The organism is Bacteroidales bacterium, from assembly GCA_035647615.1.
GTDB lineage: Bacteria > Bacteroidota > Bacteroidia > Bacteroidales > 4484-276 > SABY01.
Window position 1 is genome coordinate 52,816 of record DASRND010000002.1, and the last position, 17,300, is coordinate 70,115.

Annotated in this window: 14 protein-coding genes; 7 read left to right on the forward strand and 7 right to left on the reverse strand. The window is 40.2% G+C overall.

What is annotated here, in order from left to right; genetic code table 11:
- Positions 1 to 125 precede the first annotated feature (125 nt).
- The 3 genes from VFC92_00470 to VFC92_00480 form a co-directional block, all read right to left on the reverse strand.
- Complete coding sequence (locus VFC92_00470) at positions 126 to 1,244, reverse strand: peptidoglycan bridge formation glycyltransferase FemA/FemB family protein (protein HZK06647.1); 1,119 nt, start codon at positions 1,242 to 1,244, stop codon at positions 126 to 128.
- A gap of 155 nt (positions 1,245 to 1,399) precedes the next feature.
- Positions 1,400 to 2,356, reverse strand: a complete 957-nt coding sequence (locus tag VFC92_00475; protein ID HZK06648.1) for an aldo/keto reductase — start codon at positions 2,354 to 2,356, stop codon at positions 1,400 to 1,402.
- 71 nt (positions 2,357 to 2,427) lie between these two features.
- A complete protein-coding gene (locus VFC92_00480) occupies positions 2,428 to 3,807 on the reverse strand; it encodes an MATE family efflux transporter (protein HZK06649.1) in 1,380 nt (459 codons plus the stop codon).
- A 1,156-nt stretch (positions 3,808 to 4,963) separates the two neighbouring features.
- On the opposite strand from VFC92_00480, the gene VFC92_00485 reads away from it, so the two are divergent.
- Positions 4,964 to 7,267 carry a cbb3-type cytochrome c oxidase subunit I gene (locus tag VFC92_00485; GenBank protein ID HZK06650.1) on the forward strand — a complete coding sequence of 768 codons (2,304 nt, stop codon included), beginning with the start codon at positions 4,964 to 4,966 and terminating at the stop codon, positions 7,265 to 7,267.
- Between the two features lie 174 nt (positions 7,268 to 7,441).
- Here VFC92_00485 and VFC92_00490 read toward each other — a convergent pair whose 3' ends face one another.
- Positions 7,442 to 7,933, reverse strand: a complete 492-nt coding sequence (locus VFC92_00490; protein HZK06651.1) for a hypothetical protein — start codon at positions 7,931 to 7,933, stop codon at positions 7,442 to 7,444.
- Between the two features lie 153 nt (positions 7,934 to 8,086).
- Between VFC92_00490 and VFC92_00495 the strand changes: the two genes are divergently transcribed.
- The 5 genes from VFC92_00495 to VFC92_00515 all read left to right on the forward strand — a co-directional run bounded on the left by VFC92_00495 (position 8,087) and on the right by VFC92_00515 (position 13,694).
- Complete coding sequence (locus tag VFC92_00495) at positions 8,087 to 9,205, forward strand: site-specific integrase (protein HZK06652.1); 1,119 nt, start codon at positions 8,087 to 8,089, stop codon at positions 9,203 to 9,205.
- Positions 9,206 to 9,326: 121 nt separating this feature from the next.
- Positions 9,327 to 10,481 carry an alpha/beta hydrolase-fold protein gene (locus VFC92_00500; GenBank protein HZK06653.1) on the forward strand — a complete coding sequence of 385 codons (1,155 nt, stop codon included), beginning with the start codon at positions 9,327 to 9,329 and terminating at the stop codon, positions 10,479 to 10,481.
- A 105-nt stretch (positions 10,482 to 10,586) separates the two neighbouring features.
- Positions 10,587 to 11,342, forward strand: a complete 756-nt coding sequence (locus tag VFC92_00505; protein ID HZK06654.1) for a CPBP family glutamic-type intramembrane protease — start codon at positions 10,587 to 10,589, stop codon at positions 11,340 to 11,342.
- A gap of 34 nt (positions 11,343 to 11,376) precedes the next feature.
- A complete protein-coding gene (locus VFC92_00510) occupies positions 11,377 to 12,486 on the forward strand; it encodes a serine hydrolase (GenBank protein HZK06655.1) in 1,110 nt (369 codons plus the stop codon).
- Positions 12,487 to 12,869: 383 nt separating this feature from the next.
- Positions 12,870 to 13,694, forward strand: coding sequence for an SDR family NAD(P)-dependent oxidoreductase (locus VFC92_00515; protein ID HZK06656.1), 825 nt, complete (start codon positions 12,870 to 12,872; stop codon positions 13,692 to 13,694).
- A gap of 452 nt (positions 13,695 to 14,146) precedes the next feature.
- Here VFC92_00515 and VFC92_00520 read toward each other — a convergent pair whose 3' ends face one another.
- From VFC92_00520 to VFC92_00530, 3 genes are all read right to left on the reverse strand, one after another.
- Positions 14,147 to 14,746, reverse strand: a complete 600-nt coding sequence (locus VFC92_00520) for a nuclear transport factor 2 family protein (GenBank protein ID HZK06657.1) — start codon at positions 14,744 to 14,746, stop codon at positions 14,147 to 14,149.
- Between the two features lie 564 nt (positions 14,747 to 15,310).
- Entirely contained in the window at positions 15,311 to 15,952 is a 642-nt protein-coding gene (locus VFC92_00525; protein ID HZK06658.1) for a hypothetical protein, read from the reverse strand.
- Between the two features lie 90 nt (positions 15,953 to 16,042).
- On the reverse strand, positions 16,043 to 16,426 hold the full coding sequence (locus VFC92_00530; protein ID HZK06659.1) for a hypothetical protein: 384 nt from the start codon (positions 16,424 to 16,426) through the stop codon (positions 16,043 to 16,045).
- A gap of 120 nt (positions 16,427 to 16,546) precedes the next feature.
- On the opposite strand from VFC92_00530, the gene VFC92_00535 reads away from it, so the two are divergent.
- Complete coding sequence (locus tag VFC92_00535) at positions 16,547 to 17,221, forward strand: RNA polymerase sigma factor (protein HZK06660.1); 675 nt, start codon at positions 16,547 to 16,549, stop codon at positions 17,219 to 17,221.
- Positions 17,222 to 17,300 lie beyond the last annotated feature (79 nt).

Here is a 17,300-nt window from a genome sequence, read left to right on the forward strand (position 1 = left end):
GGTGTAAAACAAAAGGACTTTAGCCCAAATATTTATTTACACGACGGATCCAACAACCGGAACATTACCAATCAAAACTCAAAAGCCTGTGTGGTTTATGACTTCGTGATGTACGATTTGTTTTTTTAATTGATATGAAATCCCTGTCGCTGCATTTCGCAAGCGGTAAGTTGCACATATTCATCTGCCAATAGCGGATAATCCCAGCATCCAAGCGCATGGAAAACATCTCCACCAAATCCTTTTTTAAACTGATAAAGTCCGTTCATAGGATGCGCCGGATCGGCGCCGGGCGACACGCCGAACATATCATACTCCGTGCAGCCATGTTTCTGTGCCATTTTTATGGCATACCATTGCAGCGCATAGGTTGGCATCAGGTTGCGATGCTCCGACGAGGAAGCGCCGTATAAATAGGAACAGCGTCGACCCGACATAACCAGAAACATAGCGGCCAGCGGAATCCCGTTAAATTCGGCTATCAGCAATTTCACCTTTACTGAATCATTGTCGGGATGCGTAGAAAGTACGGTTTTGAAATAATCGATATCGTTGAGGAAAATGCCGTTGCGACGCGCAGTTTCCTGATAGAGCTTATTCCAAATCTCTATCTCATCGACACCTGCCGTGCGCACCTGCACGCCTTTACGCGCCGAAAGCCTAATGTTGTAGCGTGTCTTTGGTTTCATTGCGCCAAGCAACTGATCGGTTTGCTTTTTTAAATTTAGAAAAATGGTATTGCTGGGAAGAATGTTGGAAGGTGCTTTTCGCAGATTCCAGTTTACAGTGTTGTAGTTGAGTCGCATCTCCTGAATGCGACTGTCGGGCGTCCCCAGCCAGGCTCCTCTTTCATCAAAAAATGATTCCTCAGTAGCCCAGGGCGATTCCCAGAGCAGATCGTAACGAATCATGATGCACGAAACAGGCAAATAAGGCCGCAGACTCTCCGAGAGTTCTTCGAGGAAAGCCCCCTGATTTTCAGCCAGCGGCTCCAGCTCCGGCCCGTAAGGCACATAAGCATAGGTGTGTTTGCTGTCGATGGGTTGAAGTATCACCAGCAAATCTGAAAGCACTGAGGCAGATGCAGCGACAGCATCATTTGTTTCATCTTGTGGTAATTTATAATCGAGCGCCAGGGTTTGGTAGCCCATATTTTTCTTTACATCCGACCAATAGGCTGTTTGGTGTAAAATAGGTGTGTCGAACAGGTATTCGGTATCTTTTTGAAAAACCTCACTAATCATGCTCTTGCCCTTAACTGGTGAAACATTTCATTTCTGTTGTTAGACAGGCAAATATAGAATTAAGGGCACTATTTCCGGGAATCGCAACATTTTGTAATACGCAGGGCGTGAGACGCAAGGCGCAAAGAGCAAGGCGCGGAGCCTGCCAACTGAGATTACTTTTCGTCCCAAAGACTGTCGGAGGTGTAAGGCGCACCTTTCATGTACCAAAAGCTTCCGGTGACGTAGCGGAAATGCCGGTCGAGACGAGCAGTTTTTTCCATCTCATCAGCGGTAAGCTCAAAGTCGATGGCTTTTAGGTTTTCGATGAGGCGCTCTTTGTGCACCGATTTGGGAATAACAATAGTGCCACGCGCCACCGCCCAGTTGATGAGCACCTGTGCCGGTGTCATGCCGTGGTTATTGGCCACCTCATTGATAACAGGGTTTTCGAGCAGGCTGGGTTCGTTGTCGCCTTTCATCGACGGGTGCCGGTCGCGCGAACCAAGCGGCGCATAAGCTGTCAGAAGAATATCGTTATGGTGGCACCATTGGAGCATCTTTTCCTGTTGCAGGTAGGGATGCAGCTCTATCTGGTTGAGTTCGGGTTTTACGTTGGCCTTGCCGGTAATTATTTTGAGTTTTTCGAGGCTAAAATTGGATACGCCAATGTGACGCGCCAGCCCATTTTTCTGAGCCTGCTCCATGCCGCGCCAGGTTTCACTTAGCGGCAGCTCGTCGGGTGCGAAAATATCTTCGCCCTTGTCGGGAAAAACCACACCATTTTTGAGCGCCACCGGCCAATGGATCAGATAGAGATCGAGATAATCGAGCTGCAGATCGATAAGTGTCGATTTGAGCGCAGGCAGCACCTGATCGGCACGATGAGCATTGTTCCAAAGTTTGGAAGTGATAAAAAGTTCGTGACGACGCACAATACCTGAGCTAAAAAGATGATCGAGCGCCAGACCAATTTCGCGTTCGTTGCCGTAGACAGGTGCACAATCGATGTGACGGTAGCCGGCTTTTACAGCATCTATCACTGCCTGATACACGTCGCCAGGCTCCGACTTCCAGGTGCCAAGTCCCACCATCGGGATGGTGTCGTTGTTTTTGAATACCAGTGTTTTCATGATGTTTTGTCTTTATTACAAATATGATAAAGTGAGGTTTTTATTGATACTCCTTTAACACCTGCAACGCCTTAAAGTTTTTCGGTATCAGATGCTTGCGATGCTACGAGTGGTATTTTGCGAAGTTTTTTTGTCACGTAAATTACCGCAAAAATCGCTGCTGTCCAGTTGATGGCAACAAGTCCCCACCAGATGGCCGTTAGCTCCAGCTTCATCACCCACGAAAAAATCCCAAAAAGCGTAATGGGCATCACCACCTGCCTAAACAAACCTATCCACACAGCAAACATTGGTTTTTTCATACCCTGCAGCGCGGCCACGGAAACATTCAGCAGCACATAGCTATAAAACATCATCACAGCAATTTTGAGATAAGTGGCGCCAATGCCAATCACGGGTGGGTCGACGGTAAAAAACTTCATAAGCAGGTCGCTGAGCAGAAATACCCAAACCATACCGGCGCCCATAATGATAGCACCATATTTTAAACTTTTGCGATAAGCTTCATGAACTCGTTCGTAATGACCAGCGCCGAAATTTTGTCCGACGATGGCCAACACCGCTATGTTGAGGCCGATGGTAGGCAAGAGCGCAATCTGCTCGATGCGGGTGGCAATACCATAAGCTGCGACAGTGTCGTTGCCGTAGCCGCTGATAAACCAGGTGATGATAAAAATTCCGATGGCAACGGTCATCATGTTGAGGCTGGCAGGAAATCCCTGCTGGGCAATTTCTTTGAAATATTCCTTTCGCGGGATGAAATAACGGGGCCTGATACGAATAAAAAGTTCGGTACGGCTCACGCGGTAACCCATATAGATGAGGCCGGCGGCTTGTATGAGTACGGTAGAGAGCGCAATGCCCTGAATACCCATTGCCGGAAACGGCCCCCAGCCAAACAATAGCAGCGGGTCGAACCCAATATTGAGGATACTTCCAACTACCAAAACATTGCGATACGAGCGGGCATCGCCACGTGACGACAAAATTCCATTGAGGATGCCGTTGAGCAAAAAGGTGACAGTCGAAATCAGAATCACATTCATGTAGTCGAGCGCAAGTTGCAGGTATTCGCCGGTGGCATTCATAAATCTAAAAAGATAAGGTACCACCAGATAGCCAACCACACTCAGCAGCAGCGAGAGCAGAAAGCCAAAGGTAATGGCCTGTCGTGCAAACATGCGCGCCTTCTGTAGATTACGCCGTCCAAGCGCGTTGGCGATCAAGGCGGTGGTACCGGTGCCGATGCCCATGCCCACCGACAGGATGATGAAAAACACCGGGAACGAGATGGCCAGCCCGGCCTGCGCCAGCGTGGAAATTTGGCCGGCATAAATGGTATCCACCACGTTGAACATGGTGTTGAAAAAGAAACCCACGCTGGTGGGAATGGCCAGCCGCCGGATAAGCAGCGGGATGGGTGTATTGATAAATTCGAGCCGTGGGGGCATTAAATGTTTCGTTGGTTAAGTTCTGTTATAAAATTTTGTTGACAAAATGCAATCATGGTTAAACCCGCCGGGCGGGCAAATGTTCGTGAAGGGAGGGTGAGGATTTGAAATATTTAGTCTGATTTAATTGGCTTGTTGATTCCCTACAAGAGTTTTCTCCACGAATTAGCGCCAATTAGGCGAATTAGCGTTAATTATTATCTTAGTGTTTCCACCTTCTCGTTTCCTGAGCGATGGAAGGTTGTTCGCTGAAGGAAATATTATTTCGTCAGCCAATTGCCTTACCTTGTGTCCTCATAATAAAAATGAAAAATTGAGGAAATGCTCTCCGCAATGAAATAGTTTGTTAGTTTTGGCTTCTAATAAAAATATCCTTCTGCAAATGAGAAATCCTGTTATCAAGTTGGCTAACAACACACACCGCGACATACCGTTGGTGAGCAAGAACTCTGAGAGGGAACGAGTGTTCGATGGGAAGCAATTTCTAAGAGGCAAGAACATTAAAACAACGGAAATTTACACGCACGTATCGAAAAAGGAATTGGGTAAAATTGTCAATCCACTAGATGATTACGGCTAAGTTTTGCAAAAGGTACACATACACGACCAAATTTGGCTGTGTAAGTGTAACTTTTGCAAGTAGTAATGAAGAAATAAACGTAATATTACATTTACACAGACGTTGTGTGCAAGCAAAACAGAAAAATATCTATCTGTATTTAACTAAAAATAATTAAATTGCAGAAAAAATATTATGAATACTAAAACAGTATTTAAGGAAATTAAAAACACCAATGAAAATTGGGCGAGAATTTTAGAGTGAGAGAGGATTGTTTACAGTTTTAGAATAAGTCAAATGGGACAAGTTTTTAATTGTTGTTGATAAAGCAAGGCAGGCATGTCAAAGCATAGGACAAGAACCAGAAGACCATTTTCCCCGTGTGGAGAAAAGGGATTGAAAAAAAGTCAAAATATTCTTGACCATATGGGGAGCACCGAATTAGCTGCAAATTTATTTCGTGCTACTCAAACAAAGGGTAAACTAAAACGAATGAGCAAATAATAGAAGTACATGTTCTCATATTCAATCATATACAATCCAGTAAACAAACATACTTGAATTAATTATAGTGCTAATTTAAAATCAAAGAACAATATGGAAGATCAAGAGCATTATTTTGAACCAAAAAAACTATCTCCTTGGTGGAAAAGAGGGATAGTACTTATTCTGATTCTAGAGTTTGCAGTGCTTATATGGGTAACAACCGGACAGCATTACCAAGAATCAAAACCACCCGTACCAGAAAAGGTTGTGAATGAAAGCGGACAAGTTATTTTTTCCAAAACTGACATTGAAACCGGACAGCAAATCTTTCTAAAAAAGGGATTGATGAACAATGGGAGTATTTGGGGGCATGGTGCTTACATTGGACCTGATTTTTCTGCTCAGTACCTTCATAATCTCTCCCTTAATGTGCGAAATAAAATCGCAACCGAACAGTTCGATGCTAAAGCATCTGAACTTAGTTCAGAACAAGAAGGAGCCCTTGTTAGCAGAACTGGTGATTATCTGAAAAAAAACAGATACGATTACAACACACACACTTTAGTTTACACGTCAGTTGAAATAACTACGTTTGAAGAACAAATAGGCTATTGGGAAAATTATTTCCAACGAGGAGAAATCAATCGTGGACTTGCCAAAGACCAATTGGTTGACAAAGAAGAGTTGAGACAACTCATTGCTTTCTTTTCATGGGCTGCATGGGCATCAGTTGCTAAGGGACCAGGAAGAAACAGCTCTTACACTAACAATTTCCCTTATGAACCACTAATTGGCAATGGTCCTTCAGGTCCAACCATTCTATGGAGTGCATTAAGTTTGATAAACTTATTAGCTGGAATTGGCTTAATTCTGTTTTTCTTTGGACGCTACAATCATTTGGGATGGAAACGTACAAGAGAGCCCATACTTCCACAGATAATTCCTGGCGCAGCCACCCCAGTTCAACGTGCATCGCTTAAATTCTTTCTTGTAGCAATAGTTCTCCTATTATTTCAAACTTTTGCCGGAGGCACAATGGCTCACTACTTTGCAGAACCCGGAGAGTTTTTCGGATTCGATTTAACTACTATTTTCCCTTCAAATATTCTTAGAACATGGCATGTGCAATCCGCCATTCTGTGGATTGCAACAGCATTTGTGGGCGGAGGAATTTTCATTTCATCTATACTTTCCAAAAAAGAGCCTAAAGGACAGGTTGGTTTGATAAACTTTCTTTTTGGCGCTTTTGCAGTCGTAATTTTCGGAAGTTTGATTGGCCAATATCTTGGTGTGAAAGATATGCTAAAAGATCTTTGGTTTTGGTTTGGAAATCAAGGTTGGGAATATCTGGAAATTGGCCGAGGCTGGCAAATATTGATGGCAATTGGTCTGGTGATTTGGTTTCTATTACTTTATAGATCTGTAAAACCGAAAAAGAATGATCCTGACAGAGAGTTAAAAATATTATTCCTTATTGCAGCTTTTTCAATTCCATTTTTCTATTTACCAGCGTTTTTCTACGGTTCAGCAACCAATTTTTCACTTGTTGATACATGGCGATTCTGGATTATCCACTTGTGGGTAGAAGGTTTCTTCGAAGTTTTTGCCACTGTGATGGTAGCTATTATGTTTTATAAAATGGGATTGGTGGCAAAGCAAACAGCTATTCGTATCATCTATTTAGATGCGGTGCTATTCTTAGGCGCAGGAATTTTGGGAACGGGGCATCACTGGTATTGGAATGGACAAACAGAGGCCTCTATGGCTATTTCTGCTTCTTTCTCTGCACTCGAAATTGTTCCTTTGATATTGCTCACGCTGGAAGCATCTGACTTTGGGCGACTCATAAAAACGCAGCGTGACGCACTTGGTAATAAAATACCTTTTCCACACCGTTGGACATTCAATTTTTTAATTGCAGTAGGTGTGTGGAACTTTATTGGTGCGGGAATATTTGGATTCTTGATAAATCTGCCAGTAATAAGTTATTACGAAACTGGTACAAATTTAACTCCTAATCATGGACATGGTGCAATGATGGGTGTTTTCGGAATGTTAGGTGTAGCTTTCGCTGTCTTTGCTTTACGCCAAATATCGTATGAAGATCACTGGCGTAAAATAGAAAAATATATCAAAATATCATTTTGGGGACTTAATATTGGATTGGCGTTGATGCTATTACTTCAATTGTTCCCAAGTGGAGTGCTTCAACTCATTGACGTGATTGAAAATGGCTACTGGCATGCAAGAAGTCTTGAGTTTTCAGGACAATCACATATTGTTGGTTTAGCGTGGTTGCGTATGCCTGCGGATGTTATCTTTATTGGTGCAGGAGTGTTACCCTTATTATGGGCTATTTTTATTACGTATATAAACATGTTGAAAACAAAAGGAGGAAAAGTAACTTCTAAATAATTTTTCTTTTCTACATGAAGATGGCGCAAGGTTAAAGCTTAGCGTCATCTTTTTTATATACTTACTATTTTTTAGATGGTTAAGGTTTATTCTTTTTTCTCACTGAAAAACAATTACTTTTCTATAATTAAAAGAGATACATGCAAAAAGAGAAGAATAGTAAAATCCACTTTGCTATGCAAGCCACTTTTTGTCGGGCGAAGCCTTTTCGTTGTCGTTGGTTTTCGCTTCGGCGGGAGATAGCTCCTCCGTATGGTTTTCCGTGTTGAGCAGCCAGGTTTTCCCTCGGGCTGTTATCAGCAATTTGCCGGCGGCTTTGAGTTCTATTTTATCAATGGGAAGGTCGTTGGCTTCAATCTCAGCGCCCACCGAATCCGACAGTATCTGCGCCAGCTTCAGCTGATCGAAAAGTGGCGACTGCGCGAGATCAGGGAAAGTTATTTTTAGAAATTGCTTCTCATCCGCCGATTGACGGATCCACCACACGCCCGTGCTATCCGGAAACCAGTTGGCGCGGATATTCAGATTAAACACCTTTTTGTTGTAATAATTTTTGTGGAGGTACCCGATGGCGCGGTTGTAATCTTCAATAGTAATTGCGTCCTGGGCGGACAATGTGCCCGAAGGGAGCATTGCGAGTAGGAGCAGCGTGGTGAAGCGTTTCATAGCGTTTTCTATTCATTTTTAAACTAAGTGCAAAACTACAAACATAAGAGATTATGATCTTTTCAGATTTCAATGTTAAAAAAATAAATTTTTGAGCCGTTCTCAAAATGAAATTGTTCTTATGCGGTTCGGTTCATTAAATGTATTTGGCAAATGAGATCTCCTGAGAACACATTGGCTATTGACACCCGCCACGGCAACCCTATGGTGAGCATAAGCTTTGAGAATGATTTTGCGCTCATCGCCAAAGTAAAAACGCTCAAAGGAGCTATCTGGAGCCAGAGCCGGGGGTTTTGGCACATCGCCAAAAGCGATTTTAAACTGAACAGCGTTTTTGAAACCTTGAAGGATGTGGCCTGGGTAGATTATTCGGCGTTGAAAAGTAATACGTCGAATGAGGCATCGAAAACCGAAAAACAAAAGCCAGATTCTAAACCGAAGATTACACTTCCACAAGCCTACACCGATTTGCTGGGGCAAAAGCGCTATGCCGAAAACACCAAAGCAATTTACCAAAATTACTTTGCTGATTTTATTCGACGTTTTGACGGAAGGGATTTACAAGAAGTTACAAAAGAAGAGATCAATGGCTACATCCTGGAGTTGATCAGGGAAAAGAAAATTTCTTCAAGCCAGCAGAATCAGCGGATAAATGCCATCAAGTTTTACTATGAGAAAGTTTTGGGCAGGCAAAAAGAATATTATGACATTGAGCGGCCGAGGCAGGAGAAAAGGCTGCCCTCGGTACTCAGCAAAACAGAGGTAATTAAAATCATTGCTGTATTAGAAAATCTTAAACATCGAGCAATCATCAGCACAATCTATTCAGCGGGTTTGCGCAGGAGTGAGGTAGTGAGGCTAAAACCTGAACATATTGATTCGGATCGAATGCTGATTAAAATTTGTGGAGCTAAAGGCAAAAAAGATCGCTACACATTATTATCGCAAAAATTACTAGTGCTACTGCGTGAATACTTCAGGGAGTACAAGCCAGGGGAGTGGCTATTTGAAGGACAAACAGGAGGAATGTACAGCGTCGAAAGTATCGCCAGCATTTTATTCTGGGCTGTTCAAAAGAGCGGCATTAAAAAGCATGTCACACCCCATAAGCTGCGTCATAGTTTTGCCACACACTTACTCGAGCAAGGAGTTGATCTGAGATACATACAAGAGCTACTGGGGCATGCGAGCAGTAAAACAACGGAAATTTATACGTACGTATCGAAAAAGGAATTGGGTAAAATTGTCAATCCACTAGATGATTACGGCTAAGTTTTGCAAAAGGTACACATACACGCCCAAATTTGGCTGTGTAAGTGTAACTTTTGCAAGTAGTAATGAAGAAATAAACGTAATATTACATTTACACAGAAGTTAGCAAATATTAAAACAAATGAAAAAAACCATTTACCTGCTCTTATTTATCTTTATCTGTTCAAATAATCTATTTGGACAGAATTATGAGAGATATAAAAAACTACGCGATACAACGATAACTTCAAAGTATCTTGGTTTTGACAAGAATATCACGATTACTGTTCCGTTTGAATGGCAAAAAGACCAAAAGCGAGATTACCCATTGATAATTATTTTTGACAGACAAAATCAAAGAAGCCATAATTATATCTTAAATACAATTGATTACCTCACTAGTAATGAGCAAATACCTTCAGCTATAATCATAGGTGTTGAATCAGAACAAAAGTACCGTTATTTAGAAACACTGCATAAAGCTTCAAGTCAAAAAGGACTTGCGGAGGAAAATGAAAGTTTCATATTTAATGAACTGATACCGCTCGCTGAAGAGCAATACTATGCTTCTAATTTCAGACTATTTATAGGACATTCGCGCTATGGCTATTTCACAAGTTATCTTCTAGTATCAAGAATTAATGAATTGAATGGGGTTATTTCATTAAGTCCATTTTTTACTCAAAATAATGTCGATTTAACTGATTCAATAAGGACAATAAAAAATCAGGTCTTTAATTCAAAAAAATATTATCGTTTTGGAATTGGAAAAGACTACCCCTCAGACTTTAGTAAAATGGATTCCACAATTAAACAACTCAATAATTCCAAATTAGATTGTAAAGGATTTCTTTTTAAAGAAGCAGACCACAATGTAACCCCGGGTTTAACAATTGGTACTTCACTTTATGAAATATTCGAAGATTGGTCCAAAATTCAATCTAAATACATTTCTAATGAACAGAAAGAATTAGAGATAATAGATTCCTTAGAAGAAGAAGTTCTTTCTATTTATGGAAATAGATTAGAATTTTCTCTTGGAATATTAAACGGTAAAGGATGGTATTTTTACAATGAGGAAGAATATGAAAAAGCAATTGAAGCTTGGACAATAATGTTGAAGGCTTATCCCAATTTCTCAGAAGGATATTTATACATTATTGATGCTCAAATTAAACTAAACCAAGATATATCTAAAAATATAAAAAGGTTTAATCAATCATTAGTAACTTCTCAAATCTATTCTGAAAAAGACAAGAAAGAATTGAAAGATGAGTTAAATATTATGATGAAGTAAACATTTACTAACATTCTGTATAGTGCATACCCTGCGGGATACGCACCATACACAAAACGTTAGCAGCAAGCATTTTGACAGACAACAAAACTTAAACGATAAATTATGACATTTAAAATAAAGTTAGGACTTACATTATTTGCCTTGGGAGCATTAGGCATTTTATCATTGCTAACTGTATCTATTCCACTTGACAATTTGCCAAAACAAGTCTTAGATAAATTCACACCAGAGACTATTAAACTTTTGACTTTGATAAAACCAGCAATATTATTGCTTGTTTCTGTTGTTATTGGGACGATTTTGTTTGAAAAAGTTAAACTTACTGTCCCAACAATCACGTCTCTTCTTAAATCAGAGAATGAACAAATTTCATTTTTAGAGCAAATAAAATTTGGGGTCATTTTAGGCCTAATAACAGGCATTTTGACAATAACTGTTGGGATTATTTTTAAATCTTCATTACCGCAAGAGTTTGTAGAACTAGGCAACAAAATTAAAATAACAATAATTGCGAGATTTGCATATGGTGGTCTGACAGAAGAGTTATTAATGCGATTTGGGTTTATGACTTTAATCGTTTGGCTTGTTTTTAAAATGACCAAACAACTTAATAGCTATACTTATTGGACAGGTATAATTTTGGCTACTATTCTTTTTGCATTTGGACATTTTCCAGTTGCCTTCAGTGTTGTTAGTAATCCAACAATTTCATTATTAACTTATATTTTAGTTGGTAATTCAATCGCAGGAATTTTCTTTGGATGGCTTTATTGGAAAAAAGGACTTGAAGCTGCATTTGTTGGACATATATTTGCTCACGTTGCAATGTTGGTTGGAGAACAATTATTTCGACTCTAAAAAGAATAAAATTAATAATTAAACAAAATAAAATATGACTAAATTAAAATTGTATCGAATAGGAATTGTAATTATTATTTCAATTGTTTTTTCATCCTGTAAACTTGGTCGATTTGTGGTTTATAACTTCGCTGATATAAAAGATTATAAAAAATTTCCATCACGACAATTAACGTCTAATGAAAGTAAATTTAAGTTCAATTCAATTTCAAAAGGTAAATATCCAGATACATTAAAATATGGTGGTAAATCTGTAGCTTTTGACAAGGTATTAGAAGATAATAAAACTGTTGCTTTTCTAATTATTAAAAACGATACTATTCAATATGAAAAATATTTTAAAGGATATAATCAAGAAAGTATTATTCCTTCGTTTTCTATGGCTAAATCAGTTACTTCCATTTTAATTGGTTGCGCAATCGATGATGGTTTAATAAAATCCATAGATGAACCAATAACAAATTATATTCCTGAATTGAAAAAAAATGGATTTGAAAAAGTCACAATTAAGCATTTGTTACAAATGACTTCTGGAATAAAATTCAGTGAGAGTTATTTCAATCCATTTGGCGAAACTGCATCATTTTATTACGGTAGAAATTTAAAGCTTGAGGTTTCTAAATTAAAATTAAAAAGAACACCTGGAGAAAAATTTGAATACGTCAGTGGAAATACACAACTTCTAGGTTCTGTTTTACAAAGCGCATTGGAAGAGAAAACGATTACGCAGTATTTTCAGGAAAAATTATGGACACCTCTTGAAATGGAATATGATGCTTCTTGGAGTATCGATAAAAAAAGTGAAGGAACTGAAAAAACGTTTTGTTGCATTAATGCGAGAGCAAGAGATTTTGCAAAAATTGGGAGACTATATTTGAATAAAGGAAATTGGAACGGCAAACAAATAGTGTCTAAAAAATGGGTAGAAGAATCTACAAAAATTGATGTAACCGAAGGAAGCGATGAAGGGTATCAATACCAATGGTGGTTGCCATCGAATAATGGTGAATTTATAGCTGAAGGAATATTAGGTCAATTTATTTATGTTAACCCATCTAAAAATATTGTTATTGTAAGAATGGGTAAAAATTACGGAAAAGTAAATTGGTCAGACTTATTTAGTTTATTAGCGAAATATCCTTAAAAATAAATTACCACTGGATATAACAGCGGTTACAAGAAATGGCGAAAAATGCGGTAAATTCACATTTTTCTTTTGCAAGAAATTTTATCTTAGCAGAAAAATCTCGGTTCCGAAGTTCACCACTTCTTGTAGCTGCAAACCGTTGTAGGTACTGGGCTATTACTAAGCTGCGCCCTCAAAAAAACCGGAAAAGCGAGAGCCAGAAAACGTATGCGTTTAATGGTGAAGCTATCGACACCCCGGCGGTTGTTGACCCCTTGTGGGAAGGTTTTTAGAGCCTTATCCTTTTCGCTAATTTGATTTTTTCAACCCGTTAGCAATTGCAACAAACCAAACTGCCAGCTGTTAACGAATCTGACACTTTACATTAAAACTATATCAAAATGATAGAAAACAAAGTAGCAATAATAACGGGTGGTAGCGAGGGCATTGGCTTTGGGATAGCTTCCGCTTTGGCGGCGCAGGGTGCGCGCGTTTATTTGGTGGCACGAACACTGGAAAAGTTGGAGAAAGCACAGGAGAAATTACTAAAACAAGGTGGGAATGTAGATATCAGATCTGCTGACATTACTGATTTTGATGCCATGAAGACGGTGATTGAAGGTGTTTACAACGACAATGGCCGCCTCGATATTTTTATTAATAACGCCGGAACCTGGAAAGGCCAGTCACTGGATACCCCTTTTGCCGACATCTGGAAACTCATTGAGCTCGACATGAAAGCGCCTTACGAAATAGCGCATTATCTGGCCGGCAGGTTTAAGGATGAGAAAAAAAATGAATTAAGGATATTGACGGTTGTTTCTCAGTCAGCACTTGTCGTTATGGGTTCTGGACTTGGCTATGGCACAGCAAAGATGGGTCTTGCTGCCGGACTATTCCATCTCGAAAAAGATCTGCAAAAAGAGAGCGTCGAAAATATCAAACTTTACAGGTTGTACCCCAACACTGTTGCTACCGATAAAATGATCGACACGATGAAAGCTCACGGGGCCATGGATGCGGTGAAAGTAGAAGCTGTGGCCGACACAGCGGTTGATATGCTCCTGGACAAAACGCCTACCCGAGACGTTCGGGTTGGATATTATAAAGGCAGAGGCATTGTAAGAACCTATTTCCCATCAGACCCCGGCGATTTCTATCACCCGGCCGAAACATCCGAAGAGGTTATAGATGCTGACTTTACTCCTCAAGAGCTATTGAAATAATATTGTAATCAATTAAGTGCTAATGCTCCATCACCGATCTTTTCGTCCGCCCACTGACGGACGGAAAGGGAACTCTCTTCCATGACATAATAGGTTGGCTCAAGTCAAAGCAATTTGTTTAACAAACTCTCTTATAGCCATGCAGAGAGTTCACCTCTCCAATTGACTAAGGTGTGCAAACATACAAGGATTACTAACCCCGGCCTGAAGGTCGGGGATCAAAGGATGCGAGAATCAGTAGGGCTTTAGCCTCAAACATAAAAAAGGCTATGATTTTATGAAGAAATACGGACTTCAAAGGACAGCTGGCTAAAGCCCGCGAATATTTTGGTGGTTTACCTGACCCCCGCCCTGAAGGGCAGGGTTAGTGAATAATGCGTGCGCACTGTTGCTCCAATTGGGGAGGTAAAAAAAGCGTTAATTATTAAAATTCCCCGATGAGCTGTGTGGGATTATTCTGTCGCTGGTTTGCGATTCGTTGGCCCCCAGAAGGCGCGCATTGAAACAATCTTTCCTGCTTCATCAAAACGGAATACATCAATGATATCGGTTACCATCGGTGTGCCGTCTACATTCATCAGCAACTGAAATGGAAACGCTATTTCAATACCGGCAACACGCACCGGACCCGTCCGCGTGAGCTTCAGGTCAATGTTAACAGCCCCGGAATAGAATTTCCGCAGCGCCGCCATTCCGATCACCAGTTCGCTACCAACCGGGTCTTCTACGGTAGCATTATCTGCGTAGAGCGAAAGAATACCTTCCAGGTTTTTTTCGTTCAGATAAAGCAAGTAGTTGTCTGCGACCTCATTATAGTGTTGTGCTTTCATAAAAGTGTTTGCGTTGCCAACAATTTGTTCGGTGTCTGCCTTGCTTTGCGCCGAAGTAAAACTAAAAAGCATTAACCCAAATGACAGGGTTAAAAACATAGGTAAAATTCTCATTTTATGCATCCTTTTAAATTTAAAAAACGAAACATTTTCAAAACTAATAATGAGCGGGTAAACACGCATGAAAACACCAACAAGCCAAACATGAGAAAAGTTGACCATTAAGATTCATTTTACACAAAACATGGCCGATAGCGATTTTGCTTTCATTAGTTGACCTTGCGTTATTCACGGAGTGATTTTTTAAAACAGTTCTTTTTATGTTTTTATTTCTTCAAAGGTCGGATCGCAAGAAGTTGTACTCCGACGGCGACATTCGATCGTCCACAGGACATCGAATCGTCAAAAAATAAATCCCAGTCAGCCGTTGAATTTGATCTAAACCGAGTGGCTATTAAGCTTGTACGATTTCAAGGGATTTCTATCATAATCCAACTAATTCTTTGTCCTCCTATTCGCTAATACCTTATCCATTAATGCTCGTTTTGCAGCTTAATAGCTAAACTAATGGCCGATGATAGCTGACGGGAAGTTACTTTTTAAACTCCAGAAGCGATATTACCTTTTCGTGTTCATTAGCATCATTCGCGTGAATTCGTGGATTCGATTTATCATTAGCTCCAAAAACAACATCACGCAGCGGGTTTTAGGCCACTACGTGATGTGTAGAGTTTTTTAAGCTTTCTCACGTCAGGACAGCGTTTCCCTGAGCTTTCCGGTTTTTAATTAAAACCTATCGGGAAAATGTTTTGCGATTCCATCTGCGATCCCATCAGACATGTGCATCAATTGCTCATAAACGTGATCATAAGCTTCTATTTCGGCAGCGTAATTCCCTTGTAAGTGAGCAACTGCTTCGGCCAGGGTGAAATCCAAATGGTCTTTCATGTGCTGCTTCATGTGATCGAGCGCCCAGTTTTCAGGGTTTGCAGTATTTAAGAATATAGCTATGTCGTCGCCATTCTTATACCATTTGGCATTTGCATCATCAAAACCCCGCGTATCCCCATCCCTGGCCGCAACGAGTAACTCGCCTGCCACAACAATATGTTCGGTGAGCAGATCAGTTAATGCCTGACCGCCAGCATCGCCATAATAGGGCTTGATAGCATTGCCGATGTCCACCTGATTTGCCAGCAACCGCTGTAATGAAGCGTCTGTAACAGCGCTTTGGTCTAGGATTGCAACAATTACATCGCGTGTCCATACGGCATGATCAGACCATAAGTACCGCATTTGCTCTTTAAACACAGCATTATTCAATCCGGTGTCTGGTACTACAACATCATCTTTTTTGCAGCTTGTGAAAAACATTGCGCCAATGCACAGTGAAAGTATGACCAACTTTTTTAGATTTAGATTTTTCATAATTATATTGTATTAATTATTAATGATTTATTGAAGTTTGTTTGTCAATGAGCATTGGATTTAGAATGCCGGAAAAGGTTACAAATCTTTTTAATTATTTGATTTAATGAGATTATTCTCTGATAGCTTCGCTAACGAAAAAGCAGCAATGGCCATCACCAGATCGCGCACGGCCACATCCATATAGCTCCAGCTAAATAGCAGTGACAATGCAATGGCTGCCAGCCAGGCGGAAACCACGTAGGCACCGATTTTCGTTTTTACTAAAACGAGTATCCCCGCTACAATTTCGATAACCCCGACGATCATCATAAAGGTAGAAGGTTCGAAAGGAAGCATGGCAGCCATGCCATCAGAGACATAATGACTCCACGTAGTTAAAATGTTGAGGAACTTGTCGAGCCCTGCAACGATTGGCACCAAAACAAAGGTGTACTTTAAAATGTTTCTTACTAAAATCGCATTTGAGTTCATAGTATTAATATTTAATTGTTTATAAATTTGTTACAGCTTTTGATGAGGGATTACGAAAAAAGTTACAAAACCCTGTAACCTTTTTCAATCTTTCCAATCTAAACCTAAAAGACTATTAAAATGGAAGCTATAAAATTCAATGATTTTAACAACCACAAAATTGAAGAGAGCGAAGTCATCAAACGCATCATAGGTGGCGAAAAAGAGCTTTATGAAATTTTGGTCAGAAGGAATAATCAAAAACTGTATCGGGTAATCAGAAGCTACATAAAAGAGGAGGCTGAGGTTGAAGACATAATGCAGGATAGCTATGTTAAGGCTTTTACCAAACTGTATCAGTTTAAATTAGAATCCTCTTTTTCCACCTGGCTTATCCGCATAGGAATAAACGAGACGCTGGCCCGATTGAGAGAAAAAGGCAAGTTGTACGATTTTAACGGGCAATCGGATGACCTGAAGAGTGACCTGATTTTCGAAATTCCAGATGACAAACAACTAAATCCGCAGGATAAAATGATACGGAATGAAGCCAAACAACTATTGGAAAACGCCATAGACCAGCTGGACATTAAGTACCGGACGGTTTACATAATGAAGGAAGTGGAAGAGATGAGCATAAATGAAATCGCGACTGCTTTGGATTTGACGGAGGTGAATGTAAAAGTACGCATACACCGCTCGAAAGAGATGCTAAAAGAGAAGCTCTACGAAGTTACAAATGACAATAACGTCTTTGAATTTGGATTCAGCCGATGCGACCGAATCACCGAAGGCGTGATGCAACGAATTAGATAAATTAAACTTGTAATACTTCTCAAAAGCTTCCTCAGGCCAGTGCGCCTTCGGGAGCTTTTTTTATTAAAACGTACTACCA